At 43.9% G+C, this 16,156-nt stretch carries 17 protein-coding genes and 2 pseudogenes; 16 read left to right on the top strand and 3 right to left on the bottom strand.

Annotation, left to right across the window (positions count from 1 at the left end; all coding sequences use genetic code 11):
* The first annotated feature begins 1 nt into the window (after window position 1).
* Window positions 2-1,264: a pyridoxal-phosphate-dependent aminotransferase family protein gene (locus tag A6755_RS21770; protein ID WP_034314927.1), complete on the top strand. Its 1,263-nt coding sequence runs from the start codon at window positions 2-4 to the stop codon at window positions 1,262-1,264.
* A gap of 285 nt (window positions 1,265-1,549) precedes the next feature.
* On the opposite strand, the gene A6755_RS21765 is transcribed toward A6755_RS21770, so the two are convergent.
* The 3 genes and pseudogenes from A6755_RS21765 to A6755_RS28165 form a co-directional block, all read right to left on the bottom strand.
* Entirely contained in the window at window positions 1,550-1,996 is a 447-nt protein-coding gene (locus tag A6755_RS21765) for a PaaI family thioesterase (protein WP_057275710.1), read from the bottom strand.
* A gap of 14 nt (window positions 1,997-2,010) precedes the next feature.
* Window positions 2,011-3,534, bottom strand: a pseudogene (locus A6755_RS21760) (solute symporter family protein).
* A pseudogene (locus A6755_RS28165) lies at window positions 3,531-3,770 on the bottom strand (DUF485 domain-containing protein); the annotation flags it as partial. The pseudogenes A6755_RS28165 and A6755_RS21760, both read right to left, overlap by 4 nt.
* Window positions 3,771-4,146: 376 nt before the next feature.
* On the opposite strand from A6755_RS28165, the gene A6755_RS21750 reads away from it, so the two are divergent.
* The 15 genes from A6755_RS21750 to paaX all read left to right on the top strand — a co-directional run bounded on the left by A6755_RS21750 (window position 4,147) and on the right by paaX (window position 16,123).
* Window positions 4,147-5,475, top strand: coding sequence for a phenylacetate--CoA ligase family protein (locus A6755_RS21750; protein WP_034314919.1), 1,329 nt, complete (start codon window positions 4,147-4,149; stop codon window positions 5,473-5,475).
* Window positions 5,476-5,486: 11 nt separating this feature from the next.
* Window positions 5,487-5,636, top strand: a complete 150-nt coding sequence (locus tag A6755_RS27280; protein ID WP_161784891.1) for a hypothetical protein — start codon at window positions 5,487-5,489, stop codon at window positions 5,634-5,636.
* Between the two features lie 49 nt (window positions 5,637-5,685).
* A complete protein-coding gene (locus A6755_RS21745; RefSeq protein WP_063591929.1) occupies window positions 5,686-5,916 on the top strand; it encodes a ferredoxin in 231 nt (76 codons plus the stop codon).
* Between the two features lie 127 nt (window positions 5,917-6,043).
* Complete coding sequence (paaA, locus tag A6755_RS21740; protein ID WP_063591928.1) at window positions 6,044-7,000, top strand: 1,2-phenylacetyl-CoA epoxidase subunit PaaA; 957 nt, start codon at window positions 6,044-6,046, stop codon at window positions 6,998-7,000.
* 18 nt (window positions 7,001-7,018) lie between these two features.
* The gene (gene paaB / locus A6755_RS21735; RefSeq protein WP_063591927.1) at window positions 7,019-7,378 is read left to right on the top strand and encodes a 1,2-phenylacetyl-CoA epoxidase subunit PaaB; all 360 of its coding nucleotides are present in this window, start codon (window positions 7,019-7,021) and stop codon (window positions 7,376-7,378) included.
* On the top strand, window positions 7,368-8,168 hold the full coding sequence (gene paaC, locus A6755_RS21730; protein ID WP_034314909.1) for a 1,2-phenylacetyl-CoA epoxidase subunit PaaC: 801 nt from the start codon (window positions 7,368-7,370) through the stop codon (window positions 8,166-8,168). Before paaB ends, paaC begins: the two co-directional genes overlap by 11 nt.
* A 24-nt stretch (window positions 8,169-8,192) precedes the next feature.
* Window positions 8,193-8,690: a 1,2-phenylacetyl-CoA epoxidase subunit PaaD gene (gene paaD, locus A6755_RS21725; protein ID WP_034314906.1), complete on the top strand. Its 498-nt coding sequence runs from the start codon at window positions 8,193-8,195 to the stop codon at window positions 8,688-8,690.
* Between the two features lie 20 nt (window positions 8,691-8,710).
* On the top strand, window positions 8,711-9,016 hold the full coding sequence (locus A6755_RS21720) for an EthD family reductase (RefSeq protein ID WP_034314904.1): 306 nt from the start codon (window positions 8,711-8,713) through the stop codon (window positions 9,014-9,016).
* Window positions 9,013-9,789, top strand: coding sequence for an enoyl-CoA hydratase/isomerase family protein (locus A6755_RS21715; protein ID WP_057275715.1), 777 nt, complete (start codon window positions 9,013-9,015; stop codon window positions 9,787-9,789). Before A6755_RS21720 ends, A6755_RS21715 begins: the two co-directional genes overlap by 4 nt.
* A 10-nt stretch (window positions 9,790-9,799) precedes the next feature.
* On the top strand, window positions 9,800-10,573 hold the full coding sequence (locus A6755_RS21710) for an enoyl-CoA hydratase-related protein (RefSeq protein WP_063591926.1): 774 nt from the start codon (window positions 9,800-9,802) through the stop codon (window positions 10,571-10,573).
* A gap of 23 nt (window positions 10,574-10,596) precedes the next feature.
* Window positions 10,597-12,117: an aldehyde dehydrogenase family protein gene (locus A6755_RS21705; protein ID WP_063591925.1), complete on the top strand. Its 1,521-nt coding sequence runs from the start codon at window positions 10,597-10,599 to the stop codon at window positions 12,115-12,117.
* 117 nt (window positions 12,118-12,234) lie between these two features.
* A complete protein-coding gene (locus tag A6755_RS21700) occupies window positions 12,235-13,107 on the top strand; it encodes a 3-hydroxyacyl-CoA dehydrogenase (protein WP_063591924.1) in 873 nt (290 codons plus the stop codon).
* Window positions 13,104-14,312, top strand: coding sequence for an acetyl-CoA C-acyltransferase (locus A6755_RS21695; protein WP_034314894.1), 1,209 nt, complete (start codon window positions 13,104-13,106; stop codon window positions 14,310-14,312). Before A6755_RS21700 ends, A6755_RS21695 begins: the two co-directional genes overlap by 4 nt.
* Before the next feature lie 67 nt (window positions 14,313-14,379).
* Window positions 14,380-15,156, top strand: a complete 777-nt coding sequence (locus A6755_RS21690) for an enoyl-CoA hydratase-related protein (protein WP_063591923.1) — start codon at window positions 14,380-14,382, stop codon at window positions 15,154-15,156.
* An 85-nt stretch (window positions 15,157-15,241) separates the two neighbouring features.
* Window positions 15,242-16,123, top strand: a complete 882-nt coding sequence (paaX, locus tag A6755_RS21685) for a phenylacetic acid degradation operon negative regulatory protein PaaX (RefSeq protein ID WP_095391064.1) — start codon at window positions 15,242-15,244, stop codon at window positions 16,121-16,123.
* Window positions 16,124-16,156: the final 33 nt, after the last annotated feature.

Genomic DNA, 16,156 nt, shown 5'->3' with positions numbered 1-16,156 from the left:
AATGGCATATTCAGAATTGAATGCACCGATGAGAACGATCATGACACCAGGACCGGTCGAAGTTGACCCGCGTGTTTTAAGGGCGATGAGCACACCGATATTGGGGCAATTCGATCCTGCATTCACCACTATCATGAATGAAGTGATGGAAATGCTGCGTTTGGTTTTTCAAACTAAAAATAAATGGGCGTTCCCGATAGATGGCACCTCAAGATCCGGTAATGAAGCGATTCTATGCAGCATCATTGAGCCGGGGGATAAGGTACTGGTTCCTATATTCGGAAGGTTCGGTCATTTATTGGTGGAAATCTGTGAGCGATACGGAGCTGAAGTCCATACGATGGAATGTCCTTGGGGAGAAGTGTTCGAACCGCAAGCAGTCATTGCGGAAATCAAGAAAGTCTCCCCAAAAATAACAGCAATCGTGCATGGGGAAACCTCCACTGGTTGTATGCAGCCTTTGAAGGAAATCGGGCGGGCCTGCCGTGAATTGGGTGTCCTGCTTGTTGTGGATGCGGTTGCCTCCATCGGGGGCACAGATGTTAAGGTGGATGAATGGTGTATTGATGGATTGATAGGAGGGACACAAAAATGCTTGTCCGTTCCTTCCGGTATGGCACCGATTACGTATAATGAGCGAATAGAAGAAATCATCCAGTCCCGCAAAAAGGTGGAACGTGGTATTGCCACGGATGAAGACAACCAACAGGTTTCGCTCAGCCTTCCGATCGCCAGTAATTATTTCGATTTAAGCATGCTGCAGGATTATTGGGGACCGCGTCGTTTGAATCATCATACAGAAGCAACTTCCATGATTTATGCGTTACGTGAAGGATTGCGCCTTGTGCTCGAAGAAGGTCTGGAAACGCGCTTTGCCCGTCATGAACTCCACGAAGCTGCTCTCGTTGAAGGGATCAAGGCAATGGGACTAATGTTATTCGGGGATGGGAAAAACAAACTTCCATGTGTAACTTGCATTGAAATTCCAAAAGGAATCGATGGTGAAGCTGTAAGAGACATGCTGTTGAATGAATTTGGCATCGAAATCGCTTCCTCATTTGGTCCGCTTCACGGGAAAATCTGGAGAATCGGGACTATGGGATTCAGTTGCAGGAAAGAAAACATCCTGTTTGTATTGGCCTCTTTGGAAGCTGTCCTTTTGCGCCAAGGGTTCCAAGTTAATCGGGGAGAGGCTTTGCAGGCTGCGCTTGATGTATATGTAGGAAAGAAGGAGAAAATGGTAGCATCACAAGGGTCTCTTTGATTAATGGATGTCCATGTCCATTTCAGCAATCCTGGCAATGATCATCGAAAAGGCATGGAGGGAAAATCGCTAATCAGACGGATGGGATAAGTGAACGGGAGTGCGGGGAGTCGTTAATAGTGATAGATTCCAGTATTGCGGTCAATAACCAGAAGAAGGGTGATAAAATAGGGGAGGGGGGATTCCAATCGGGAATCCCCCTTTTTTTCTATGCTTACGTATCCTTGGAAAATCAAGGGAGAGGAAACCGGACAAATGGATTGCTTGTCCGGTTTCAAACGTTACTTATTCAACTTGGTCAACGAAATATTGATTTTTCCTGAATACCATCGCTTCCATGGTTGCAATCAATTCCCTTTCATTTAACACGTCTATTTTATACCAGGCCAGTTTATGGTTTTTCTTGATCTCTTCCGCTCTGGCAGTTAAAGTTTCACCCCGTTTGCCAGCTGATAAGAAATTGATGTTGTTTGAAACGCCAACCGCTATTTTGCCATATGAATTGCTGGCTGCTGCGAACACGTAATCAGCAAGTGAAAAGATAATGGCACCATGAACCGTTCCGTGGCTATTTAGCATGTGGTCACTTGGAATCAATTCTGCTTCCGCTGTGCCGGGACCGAGTTTCGTCAATCTCATTCCTAGAAAAGAAGCATATGGTTCGTCGACCAGTACTTGTTTGATTTGATCGTAATGCAATTCGTGAATATCCTTATCTAAATGTGCGGTCATGGAAATCCCCCTTTTTAATGGTCTTTTGCTGAACTTATCCCATATCCGGTGTTTGATTTGAACAGTACTTCAGCAAAACTGTTTTCCTCATCTTTTGCTTTTGACAAGATTGTGCCTAAATAAGCTCCAATAAAGCCGAGCGGCACGGTGAAAATGGTCGGGTTGCTCATCGTGAAGAGGGGATCGCCTGTGAAATCCCCATTCCAGGTTCCGGGTTCCATACATTGGGGCTAAGCATGACCAGTATGATGGAGCTGAGTAACCCGAATGACATTCCTGTGATCGCTCCGGTTGAGTTGAAGCGTTTCCAATATATTGTGCAAAGGATGATCGGTAAATTGGCACTGGCAGCAATCCCAAGCGCGAGGACTGAAAGAAAAGCGACATTCATTGATTGTGCGAATAAAGCAAGTAGAATCGAAATGACCGCTAAGAGACAGAAGCCAATCGGGCAACGAGTACTTGCTGTACTCCCGTAATATTTCCATCCTTGATGATTTCACCATATATATCATGTGCAAAAGCGGATGCCGATGTTAAAACAAGACCGGATACAACCGCTAAAATCGTGGCAAATGCTACCGCAGAAACGAATGCGAATAAAAATTCACCTCCAATGGTTAATGCAAGAAGAGGAGCGGCCATGTTTCCAGCCGGGTTTGCATCGACAATCCGCTCAAACCCGACGAAAGATGCAGCGCCGAAACCAAGGAAAATCGTCATGATGAAAAATACCCCTATAAACCATGTGGAATATACGACGGATTTCCTTGCAGCAGCTGCGTCCTTTACTGTAAAGAAGCGGACGAGTAAATGCGGAAGGCCGGCTGCTCCAAGGACAAGCGACATATTGAATGAAATCATGTCGAGTCCATCGGTGTATTTATTTCCTGGATTCAAAAAATCCTTTCCGAGCGGTGTTGCAGTTTGGACATGTTAAAACGCGAAAATACGATGAACGTCAACACGGCAGAACCGCCTAGCAAGAGAACCGCCTTGGTGATCTGCACCCAGCTTGTCGCTGTCATCCCTCCGAAAATCACATAAATCGTCATCAGTACACCGACAAGCAGTACGGATAGCCAATAATCGATGCCGAGCAAGTGTTTAATTAATCCTCCTGCACCGACAAGTTGGGCAATCATGTAAAAGATTGAAATGACAAGTGTGTTAGCCGCAGCTATCCCTCGCACTTTTTTTGATTTGAAGCGTGCTGAAATCATATCTGCCAGCGTAAACTTACCTAGATTGCGTAGTGGTTCCGACACTAGATACAATAAGACAAGAAAGGCAACAAGGTTCCCGATGCTCATGTAAAAGCCATCAAAACCAATCAGTGCGATTGCACCCGTAATTCCGAGGAAAGATGCGGCTGACATAAAGTCACCTGCCACGGCCAATCCATTCTGCCATGCTGTCAATCCGCCGCCGGCCGTATAAAAATCACTGGCATTTTTCGTCTTATTAGAAGAGTAATAGGTTATAGTAAGCGTTAACAAGATGATGCCCAAAAAAAGCGTGAGGGATAAAATGCTCATTCGCCAAGCTCCTTCTCATATTTATTCAAGATTTTTTTTGCCATTTTGTCGTACTTCGCTGCTTTTTTTATATAGACGATTCCCCCTATCCATACGACGGCAAATTGGAGGAGTGCGTATACCCAAGCCCAAGTAATATGGAAGAAGGCTTCGCCTTTCAACACTTCGCTATAAACAGCTAAAATTGGCAGAACAAAATAAAAAGCAAGAAAGAAGAGAGTGACAGGTACGATAAAAGCTTTTTTCCTTTAGATTAGTTCCTTGAATTCTTCCGTTTCAATTAATTGACGATACTTATTTCCTCTGTCATGTCCTGATGGTGAATGCCCATTTTTAGCCTGTGATTCCATGGTAAGCCCCCTTTTAAGTAGTACGTTTTTAAAACGAGTGTTTGATAAAATGATATATCATTGTTAAAACTAACATAGTCTGAAAATTTAGTAAATTAGTATTTTGTCTATTCAGTCATTTTGTCTGAATTATAAAAACATGATTGACAACGTAGAAATGACGTATTAATCTTGAACTAAATCATAACAATAATTTATTCTCCGTTTTATTACTGTTATGAATGTCGGTGGGACAATAGTAAAATTGAGGGGGACTGAAAAAATGTACAATCCGGAAGTTGAAACGGCTTCGCGTGCTGAAATGGAAAGTTTACAAATGGCACGCCTTAAAAAAACGATTAGCCATGTTTATGAAAATGTACCTTATTACAGAGAAAAGTTTAGGGAGATGGGCCTGGAACCAGAAGATATTCAAACTCTAAACGATGTGATAAAGCTTCCCTTTACAAAAAAACAGACGCTTCGTGATCAGTATCCATTCGGTTTATTTGCCGTTCCGATGGAGGATGTAACACGCATTCATGGTTCATCCGGAACGAGCGGAAAGCCTACAATTGTCGGGTATACGAAAAATGATTTGGAAAACTGGGCAACTATCGTCGCACGTGGAATTGTAGCTGCAGGAGGCCGCAAGTCAGATATTTTCCATAACGCATATGGATATGGTCTGTTTACAGGGGGGCTGGGCTTGCATTGTGGGGCAGAAAAGCTAGGAGTTGCGACAGTACCCATTTCAGGGGGGAATACCGATAGGCAGATTACGATCATCAATGACTTTAAACCGCGAGGCATTTGCGGAACCCCTACTTATATTTTGAATATCGCTGAAAAGATGGAAGAGATGGGAATTGATCCTGCTGATAATGGGCTTGAGTACGGGATTTTCGGAGCTGAGCCATGGTCGGAGGCAATGAGGGCAACACTTGAGAGGAAACTGAAATTGAAAGCCATCGATATTTACGGATTGAGTGAAATCATGGGGCCGGGAGTTGCGATTGAATGTCATGAAGCACAGGATGGACTCCATATCGCAGAAGACCATTTTCTTGTCGAGGTCATTAACCCGGACACGCTTGAACCGGTTGAGGACGGCGAAGATGGGGAACTTGTATTCACCAGCCTTACAAAGGAAGCGCTTCCAATCATTCGTTATCGTACAGGGGACATCGCCTCAATTACACATGAACCGTGTAAATGCGGGCGTACGACAACTAGAATGTCCCGTGTTAAGGGCAGAACGGATGATATGATCATAGTCAGGGGAGTGAATGTATTTCCATCTGAAATAGAGCGTGTGTTATTCCAAATGGAGGGAATTGTGCCGCACTATCAGATTCATCTCGTTAAGAAGGGAAATATGGATGGTGTTGAATTGCACATTGAAATTGAAAGCGGTTTCTACAAAGAGATTGAAGAAGACTTAACGCATGGGAATGTAGAGAGATTAAGGAAAACGATTCAGCATCATTTGAAATCCGCATGTCTTGTCACGATGGATATTGTTGTCAACATCCCAAAAAGCATTCCCCGTTCAGAAGGAAAAGCGATTCGTGTCGTTGATAAGCGGAAGGATGAAGTCATTCGTTTGTAAATTCCATGCTCATGAATATGGATGTTAAACCGGACGATTCTGTCGTTCAGTTCTTTCCAGCTGAAGTATCGATTGGAATAAGTGGAGCTGAAGAAATCGAACAAGTAAACGCCATACATAAAGCGGATGCAATCGTGTTTAAATATGGGTTTATCTCTTAATGGAAGAGAAGATGGAGCCAATCATTAAATGGAGAAGGAGGAGGGCCTCTTGTCAAAATATACAGTTGTGGATCAAGAAACCTGCATTGCATGCGGTGCCGCTGCACCTGAAATCTTTGATTCCAATGATGAGGGAGTGGCATTTGTCATCCTGGATGAAAATGAAGGAACTGCAGAGGTCGCGGAAGGTTTATTTGATGATCTGGATGATGCGGCGGAGGGTTGTCCGACAGATTCTATCAAAGTGGAAACTTCGCCCTTTAAAGTTTTAGTGGATTAAAAGATTTAAAGAAAACCAGAAAATTTCCTTTTACTTTAAAAAAGACAGAATAGTCTTGCATTAAGTATAACAGTAAAATATAATAACGTTATATAAACGTTATATTTTAAAAAAAGAGGTGATTTGGATGAACGTTCTTTTAAATGATATGGCAGGAGAAGAAAAGCTAAATCAATTCATTGCCAGAATCGAAGCGGGAGAAAAGATAGAGGCGGATGATTGGATGCCGGAAGAATACCGGGGCACTTTAATCAAATTAATATCAATGCATGGAATCAGTGAAATCATGGGGGCGCTTCCAGAAAAGGAATGGGTACCTAAAGCCCCGACTTTAAATAGGAAACTTGGAATCATGGCAAAGGTGCAGGATGAAATGGGGCATGGGCAATTATTGCTTCGCGTCGCCGAGGATTTGCTAAAGCCTTACAGTAAAAAACGGGATGACCTCATGCAAGATTTGTTTAAAGGAGATTTAAAGTTTCATAATGTTTTCCATATGGAAGCCAAATCCTGGGGCGATGCTGGATTGATTGGCTGGCTGGTTGATGGTGCAGCCATCATTTCCCAGACGAACATGCTTGGCGCCTCATACGGGCCTTATGCCCGGGCATTACAGAGGATTTGCGCGGAAGAAGTTTTTCACGCGCAGCATGGTGAAGCGATAATCATGGCTTTGGCTGAAGGGACGGAAGAACAAAGGAAATTGGTTCAAGACTCCATCAATTATTGGTGGGAATCCTTATTACTTTTCTTTGGACCTCCCAGTAAGAAAGAAGTGGGCACATCCAAACAGGATATAACGATTAAGTACAAAATCAGAACCAGTACGAATGAAGAACTTCGACAAGCTTTTTTTTCAAAATATGTGAAGCGGATCCTTTCACTTGGCTTTAGCATTCCAGATGAAACGCTTAGGTTTGACAAAGAGTCTGAAACCTGGATTTACCAACAACCCGATTGGGGGAAATTGAAGGTGTTCGCAAGGAATGAAGGTCCCCGTTCGCAGGATCGCTTAAGTCTTCGAAGAAATTCTTATGAAAAAAATAAATGGGTACGCGAGGCATTGGCTCCAAAGATCATTTAAGGGAGGGGGAAGGACGATATGGAAACTAGACAAGGAAATTACTTTGAAGAATTTGAAGTATTCAGCCGTAAAACGCAATCATCACCCATTCAATACCACTTCAGCCTGCTCGCCCCGAATGAAGATATCGCCATCATGATGGCACAAGAAAATTTCATGAGACGTGAAGCGGTTGATGATATCTGGGTCGTGAAGAGACGGAATATACGGAAAATGACGGCCGAGGAAAAGAAAACGCTTCAACGTATCGATAATAAAGACTACAGGACCACAAAAGGGTACGGGTATTTAAAGAAAAAATGGCGGAAGTATGAGCAGGGAATGCTCGATGAAAAAGAGATAATGTCTTGGGCTGGAGGTGTGAAAAATGAGGAATGAATCATTGAAGGACATCGCAATCAAGGAGTTGCTGCTTCAACTGGCGGACGATGACTTCATCCATTCATACCGTGGTGCAGAATGGTTGGGACTCGCACCGCATATCGAAGAAGATGTTGCATCCGCCTCGATATCCCAAGACACGATGGGGCATGCAGCCATTTATTATAAGTTACTTGATGAACTCGGTGAAGGGGATGCGGATAAGCTGGCTCATGACCGTCCGGCCAAGGAACGGCGCAATGCGATCATTCTCGAATTGGTCAATGGTCCTGGTCACTATATGAAAGACCCGGATTATGATTGGGCGTTTGCGGTAGTGCGGAATTATTTTTATACCCAAGCCAAAGCAATTAAGGTTCAATCCCTTCATTCATGTTCATATGAACCGCTTGCTGAAGTGGCACAAAAGGTACAGATGGAACTTTACTATCATTTGATGCACTGGAAAACCTGGTTCGTCCAATTGCTGGGATCTGGTCACTTGGAAGCGGTTTCGAGAATGAAAGCGGCGATCGGGAAAACAATGCCCGATTTTGCTGGCGTATTTTCACTTGGACAATATGGAGAGGAAATGGTGGAGCTCGGCTTGATAGAGGGCGAAGCTGTTTTACAGAAAAAATGGATCGAGGCCATCACACCAATTTTTGAAAGTGTCGGCTTGGCAGCAACGATTCAAATAGGGATGGCAAGAGGTGATGGCCGTAATGGCCAGCATACGGAAGATTTGGAAAAGGCGCTAAAAACGTTAAGCGAAGTTTACGCAAGCGATAAAGCAGCTTCATGGTGAATCAATAGAAAGGGGAGGGGTACCATGGCGACCGTACAGTTAAACACAGAAGAAATATATAGGCTCCTGGAAGACGTTAAAGATCCCGAAATCGATACAGTAAGTATTCTGGATTTAGGGATGGTCCAAGACGTGACGGTTTCGGGCCAGGACGTTTCGGTAAAAATGCTGCCAACTTTTCTTGGGTGCCCGGCATTGTCGATCATTCAAAAAAATGTGGAAACAGCCCTTAAACAGCTGCCTGCCGTAAAAAATGTATGTGTGGAATTTTTACGTTCCCCTTCCTGGACATCCGATCGAATTACGGAAAAGGGGAAAGCTGGATTGAAGGTTTTCGGAATCTCCCCTCCTCCTCGACAAATGAAAAGTGATGGATCATGGCATGTGGATTGCCCATATTGTGAATCGACATATGTCACGATGGAAAATATCTTCGGTCCCACGGCCTGCCGCAGCATTTTATATTGTAAGGCATGCAAAAATCCGTTCGAAGCGATGAAACCGATGATAAAAATAATCTAATAAAATGGAGGTTTTCTAAAATGGTAAAACTAATCGCCCTTTATAAACAACCTGAAAACAAGGAAGAATTCGATGAGCACTACTTCAATGTACATGGTCCGATAACGGAAAAAATTCCTGGTCTTCAAAAAATGGAGGTCACTAAAATTGTAGGGACCCCAATGGGCAAAGACTCTGAGTACTACATTCTTTGTGAAATGTATTATGAAGACCATGATGCATTGCAACAAGGAATGCGTTCCCCGGAAGGAAAAGCATCAGGGAAAGACCTAATGGGCTTTGCCGGGAAACTTGTAACGATGATGATCGGTGAAGAGATAAAATGAATGCGCTTCAATTCATCGAAACGTCAATCTCGGATGGAATTGGTTATATCTCTTTAAATCGGCCTAAGCAACTTAATGCCCTTAACAGGATAATGGTTAGGGAAATTGTTTCAAACATGGAAGAATTCGACCGGGACCCGCAAGTGAAGGTGATTTTGCTATCGGGCAATGGAAAAGCATTTTCCGCTGGAGCTGATATTGACGAGATGGTGAACGATGATCCAATCAGTATGGAGTTAACGAACCAATTTGCCGATTGGGACCGAATAAGCCTAGTCAAGAAGCCTGTGATTGGTGCGGTGAAAAGTTTTGTATTCGGCGGTGGTTTTGAACTTGCTTTATCCTGTGATTTCCTGATTGCCGCCAGCGATACCCAGTTTTCCTTTCCTGAAGTGACACTAGGGGTCATGCCTGGTGCAGGAGGAACCCAAAGATTGACGAAATTGGTAGGCAAGACGAAGGCGCTTGAATGGATATTGACGGCTGAAAGGATAAAGGCAAAGACAGCCCTGCAATATGGTTTCATTAATAAGATCGTGGCACCTGAATTGTTAATGGAAGAATCGGTTGATTTTGCTAGAAAGATAGCAAAGCAACCCCCGTTAGCTGTAAGGCTGATCAAAGAATCCATCAATAAGGCCGTTGATTATCCATTAAATGAGGGCATGCAATTTGAACGGAAGAATTTCTATATCCTTTTCGCATCAGAGGACCAAAAAGAAGGAATGAAAGCATTTGTTGAAAAAAGGGAGCCAAAATTCACAGGCGGATAAGGGGTGCTCTATGTACGAAACGATCAAATATAGGGTTGAAAATGGAGTTGCTTGGCTTACTTTGAACCGTCCTGATAAACTAAATGCCTTTACGTCCCAAATGAATAAGGAAATACAGAAAGCGATCAAAATATCCGCAGGGGCAGATGAAGTCCGGGCCATTATCATTACTGGGGAAGGCAGGGCATTTTGTTCGGGGCAGGATTTATCGGATGTTGATGAGGGCATGAATTTAGGCCAGAAGCTGCGTGAGGATTACGGTCCGATGATGGAGCAAATAGCAAACTGTGAAAAACCGATCATTGCAGGAGTCAATGGGGTGGCTGCAGGTGCTGGCTTCAGCCTGGCGTTGGCATGCGATTTTCGGCTTGTTTCTGAAAAAGCCAGTTTTTTAAATGCCTTTGTCAATATTGGATTGATTCCTGATTCGGGGAATCTGTATTACCTTTCGCGAATCGTTGGTCATGCGAAAGCCCTGGAATTATCATTATTGGGCGAAAAGGTTACGGCTGGCGAGGCGAAAAATATCGGGCTCGCTACAAAAGTGATCGGTGTGGATGAGTGGAACGAGCAATTGAAAGCCTTTGCAGAGAATATCGCAAACAAACCAACGAAGGCAATCGGATTAATCAAAAGATACTTAGAGGCGTCCTATCATCTTTCATTGGAAGAATACTTAAAAGAAGAAGCGGAGGGTCAGCGCATTGCTGGCTTAACGAAGGATTATGCAGAAGGTGTGACAGCATTCACTGAAAAAAGGAAAGCTCAATTCATAGGTAAGTAATATAGAAAAGGGAGTGGGATTACATGGTTAGAGTACAAGAGGCGGCATTTGAAAAAGCGGAAATGAAGCGTGATTATTATCATCTGATCATTAATGGAGAAAGAGTGGAAAGCTCGGATGGTTCCACGATTGATGCGTACAATCCTGCGACTGGTGAAATCATTGCCAAGGTTGCAAAGGCGACCAAGGAAGATGCGGAAAAGGCTGTTCAAGCTGCACGTGAAGCATTTGATAACGGGAAATGGAAGAGGACTCCGATTAACAAACGGTCTCGTGTTTTGAACAAAATTGCAGCGATCATGCGTTCACGCTTTAATGAATTGGTTGAATTGGAAGTCCTGAACAGCGGCAAATCCATTTCTGCAGCGCAAGGCCAAGTCATGCAGGCAATTGAAGATTTCGAATTTTATGCAGGAGCGTTAGTTGCACACCGCGGATCTGTGAATAATGTGCCTGGTCAATTCCATAACTATACGGAAAAAGAGCCAGTAGGCGTTTGTGCCCAAATCATCCCATGGAATTACCCTATGATGATGGCAGCGTGGAAAATTGCACCTGCAATCGCGGTTGGCTGTTCGGTGATCGTTAAGCCAGCCTCGTTAACGCCGCTGACGGCCCTTGTTTTAGGGGAAATCTGTTTAGAAGCAGGTGTTCCTTCAGGCGTGGTCAATATCATTCCAGGTCCTGGATCGGACGTAGGGAATTACCTTGTTCAGCATCCGAAAGTGAATAAGGTGGCCTTTACGGGTTCTACGCCAATCGGCAGAGATCTTATGGGCAAGGCTTCTCAGACATTAAAAAGGGTCACATTGGAGCTTGGCGGTAAGTCCCCTAATATTGTTTTTGAAGATGCAGACCTTGAAGCAGCCATCGATGGATCATTATATGGAATTTTCTATAATACTGGGCAGTCTTGCGAAGCTAGATCCCGTTTATACGTTCACGAAGACATATACGATGAGTTCGTTGCCAGATTCGTAGAAAAGACGAAAAAATTGAAATTGGGCAATCCGCTCGACAAAGAAACACACATCGGTGCAGTCATAGATCAAGGGCAATTGGATGTCATCGACAATTATGTCCAATCTGCCATTACTGATGGAGCGAAGATCCTGACGGGAGGAAAGCCAGCGGTCATTGAAGGCTTCGAAAACGGTTATTGGTATGAGCCGACGGTAATAGCGAATGTCAATCATGAAATGGATGTAGTGAAAGAGGAAATATTCGGGCCGGTCGTTGTCATAATGAAATTCAAAGATGAAAAAGAAGCTGTGAGGCTCGCGAATGATACGGAATTCGGTTTGGGTTCAGCCCTTTGGACAAAAGATGGCGGGCGTGCGACTAGAGTGGCCAATCAAATAGAAGCGGGAATCGTCATGGTGAATTGCCCATTCTCCGCATTTCCTGGAACACCTTTCGGAGGGTATAAACAGTCAGGATTCGGCCGGGAACTTTGCATTGAGACACTTGATCTTTATACAGAAACGAAAAGCATCATTTCCTATCATGGAAGCCGTCCCTTAAATCCATTTGGAATTCAATAAAACAAAAAAATAGACGGCTGGCTAAACGGTATGTCGGAAAAGTAATTCAGGTATGGTTGAATGCTGATCTGATTCATCCGAGCCAGCCCTATTTATTTTTGAAGGAGGAATGAACGAATGATTAGTAATCTAGTGGTCGTCGGTTCTGGTGTCATGGGCAGGGGAATAGCTTATGTAGGAGCAATTGGGGGCTTTAATGTAATATTGGTGGATGTGAATCAGGATGCTTTGGAAAGTGCAAGAAACGAAATCGATTCCATTTTTGAAAAGGGTTTGCGCTACCAAAAGATTACCGAGGAAGAAGCGGCAGCTGCAAAAAGCAGATTTACCTATTCTGCCAATCTGAAAGAATCAGCAGCATATGCCGACTTGATCATAGAGGCAGTTCCGGAAAAGGCGGAAATCAAGAGGGCAGTCTTCGAAACGATTGAAGTCCATGCAAAAGAAGATTGTTACTTTGCAACCAATACTTCCACGATGAGTCCGACGGAAATTGGTTCTTATGGAAAGCGTCCCGAAAAAACGATTGCCATGCATTTTTTCAATCCTGTACAAAAAATGCCGCTCGTTGAAATTGTACGTGGTCTTGAAACAAGTGATGAAACGGCAGCCATAATAAAAGAGGTAGCCGAAAAAATGGGGAAAGAGACCGTGGTCATAAATGAATTCCCTGGGTTTGTTACAAGCAGGATCAGCTGTTTGGTAGGTAATGAAGCGTTCTTTATGCTTCAAGAAGGCTTAGGAACACCAGAAGAAATCGATAAGGCAATAAAGTTAGGGCTGAATTACCCAATGGGACCATTTGAGCTAGGAGATTTGGTGGGATTGGATGCCCGCTTGAATAATTTAAAATATTTACATAGTAAACTGGGTGAGAAATACCGCCCGGCTCCCCTCCTTGAACAATATGTTAAAGCTGGCAGGCTCGGCCGTAAGTCTGGTAAAGGTGTGTACGATTATACAAAAGATGGCGAGCTGGTGAGGAAATGAAGGATGTTGTGATCATTGATGCTGTGAGAACACCAATCGGAAGATATAAAGGCGCATTGAAAAGCGTTCGCCCGGATGACCTCGGCGCAATTGTAATCAAGGCGCTGATAGATCGCAATCCAGAGCTGCCGCCTGATCAAATTGAGGATGTCATCTTCGGGAATGCAAATCAAGCGGGAGAGGATAATCGCGATGTGGCCCGGATGTCCGCCCTCTTAGCTGGTCTTCCGGTAAATGTAGCTGGAACGACAATAAATCGTTTATGTGGATCCGGATTGGATGCCGTCATGTATGCAGCGCGCTCCATTGCAGTCGGTGAAGGCGATATTTATATCGCAGGGGGTACTGAAAGCATGACAAGGGCGCCGTACGTCATGGCGAAACCTGAGAGTGAATTTCCGCGGGGTTCAATGGAGCTTCAGGATACAACGATCGGATGGCGTTTCACGAATGAGAAACTTAAAGAAATGTATGGTGCGGATTCCATGCCTCAAACGGCTGAAAACGTCGCCCTGCGTTTTTCTGTTTCAAGGGAGGACCAAGATCAATTCGCTTATCAAAGCCAGCAAAGGGCGAAAAACGCAGTGGAAAATGAGCGTTTCATTAATGAAATCGTACCTGTTCGATATACGGATCGAAAAGGGAATGAGGTCATTATCGAGAAGGATGAACACCCTCGTCCTGACACGACCATTGAAAAGCTTGAAAAACTCAAACCGATCTTTAAAGGCGGCACTGTAACCGCCGGTAATGCTTCAGGTGTAAATGATGGAGCCTCGGCACTGCTTTTGATGAGTGCAGAAAAAGCACGGGAGCTTGGATTGAAGCCTCTGGCCAAATATGTTGTAGGGGCGGTAGCGGGCTTGGAACCGTCCATTATGGGCCTTGGCCCTATTCATGCCACTAAAAAAGCATTGGAGAGGGCAAGTTTGACGATTGAAGACATCGGGCTGGTGGAATTGAATGAAGCATTCGCTTCCCAATCCTTGGAGTGCATCCGCCAATTGAAATTGGATCAGGAGAAAGTGAATGTCAACGGCGGGGCAATAGCTTTTGGCCATCCGCTAGGTGCAAGCGGGGCGCGTATTTTAACAACACTCGTCCACGAAATGAAAAAGCGGAAAGTACGTTATGGCCTTGCGACGATGTGTGTAGGCGTCGGCCAAGGCATATCCGCCATTATAGAAAATATCGATAAAGAATGATTAAGCGTATGGCCCTTATTAATTTTATCTGCATAAGGGTCATTTTTTCAAAAAGGGGAGGAGACTCATGTCCAAGGTTATTTATAAAGTGATAAATCAAATCGGCTATATAACAGTGAATCGGCCCGACGTATTGAACTGCTTCGACTATGAGACACTTTGTGAACTGCAGCAAGTCATCGATGCCGTTTATTATGACGGCGATATCCGTGTCGTCATTTTCACCGGTGCAGGGGAAAAAGCATTCAGCGCGGGAGCGGATTTGAAAGAAAGGAAGTCTTTGAATGATGCCGAAGTAAGAAGGAACGTTAAAGCGATTCGCGATGTTTTTAATAGTATCGCAGGGCTTCCGCAGCCGACAATTGCTGCCGTCAATGGGTATGCATTGGGGGGAGGATTTGAATGGCTGCTTTCATGTGACTTTGCAATTGCTGCGGAAGGTGTTTCTTTGGGGCTCACTGAAACTAGCTGGGCCATTATTCCGGGAGCAGGCGGTACACAGCGGCTGCCGAGATTGATTGGGGAAATGAAGGCGAAGGAATTGATCTTCACCGCTAAAAAATTGACTGCAGAAGAAGCATGTCAATTAGGGATCCTTTTGAAGGTCGTGCCAAGGGATCGTCTAATGTCAGCCTGTGAGGAATTGGCAGCCAATATCATGAAGAATGGGCCGATTGCAGTCAAACAAGCCAAATATGCGATTGACCAAGGAATGAATACGGATTTGCAAACGGGAATGGCTATAGAAGGAAAAGCCTATGAATTGACCATTCCGACTCAAGATAGATCGGAAGCGCTCCTGGCATTTAGTGAACGAAGAAAAGCGCGATTTACTGGTGAATAATATTGCGCTTTCATGTTAAAAAGATATAATAATTATTATGTCTTCCGTGTGAAAATAGTAACAATGTTAGGACGAGGTGAGAAAGATAGGTACTAATACACAATCCATGATTTTTACGATATACGGCGATTATATCCGTAACTATGGAAGTAAAATCTGGATAGGCAGTTTAATTCGTTTGTTAAAGGAATTCGGCCATAATGAGCAGGGCGTTCGTGTAGCCGTTTCACGAATGGTCAAGCAAGGGTGGATTCAGTCAGAGAAGCAGGGAAATAAAAGCTATTATTTTTTGACTGATCGCGGTGTGCAGAGAATGGATGAAGCGGCCAATCGCATATATAAGATGAAACCGAATGAATGGGACGGTAAATGGCGCATCTTAATGTACACGATCCCTGAAGATAAGCGGCAATTACGGGATGATCTCCGCAAAGAATTATTATGGAGCGGATTTGGCAGTTTTTCAAGTGGTTGCTGGATTTCCCCCAATGATTTGGAGAAGCAAATCAATCGCTTGATCGAGAAATATGACATAGATGAATATGTTGATTTTTTCATCTCGGAGTACAAAGGTCCAAAAGAAAACCAATCGCTTGTAGAAAAGAGCTGGCAATTAGAAGAGATTGAAAATAAATATGAAGAATTCATCGAGAAATACAGTAAACAATTCATCGTTCATCAAAGCATCATTAGCAGGGGTGAAATGTCCGATGCAGATTGTTTTGTGGAACGAACGAACTTGGTGCATGAATACCGTAAATTTTTATTCATCGATCCGGGCCTGCCAAAGGAACTTCTGCCTTCTAAGTGGAATGGGAATCATGCTGCTCTTTTATTTAGCCAATATTATCAAGTCTTGGCTGAACCAGCAAGCCGTTTCTTTGAAAGCGTATTTCAGGAAAACAATGATCTATGCCGGAAAGATGAAACCTATGATGCCAAGGACCATCCACTCATCATTAAGTGAAAAAGAGCTTCAGCCAGTCGTTAACAACGACTG

The organism is Peribacillus frigoritolerans, from assembly GCF_001636405.1.
Taxonomy (GTDB): domain Bacteria; phylum Bacillota; class Bacilli; order Bacillales; family DSM-1321; genus Peribacillus; species Peribacillus frigoritolerans.
This window is presented reverse-complemented; position numbering and strand designations above follow the sequence as displayed.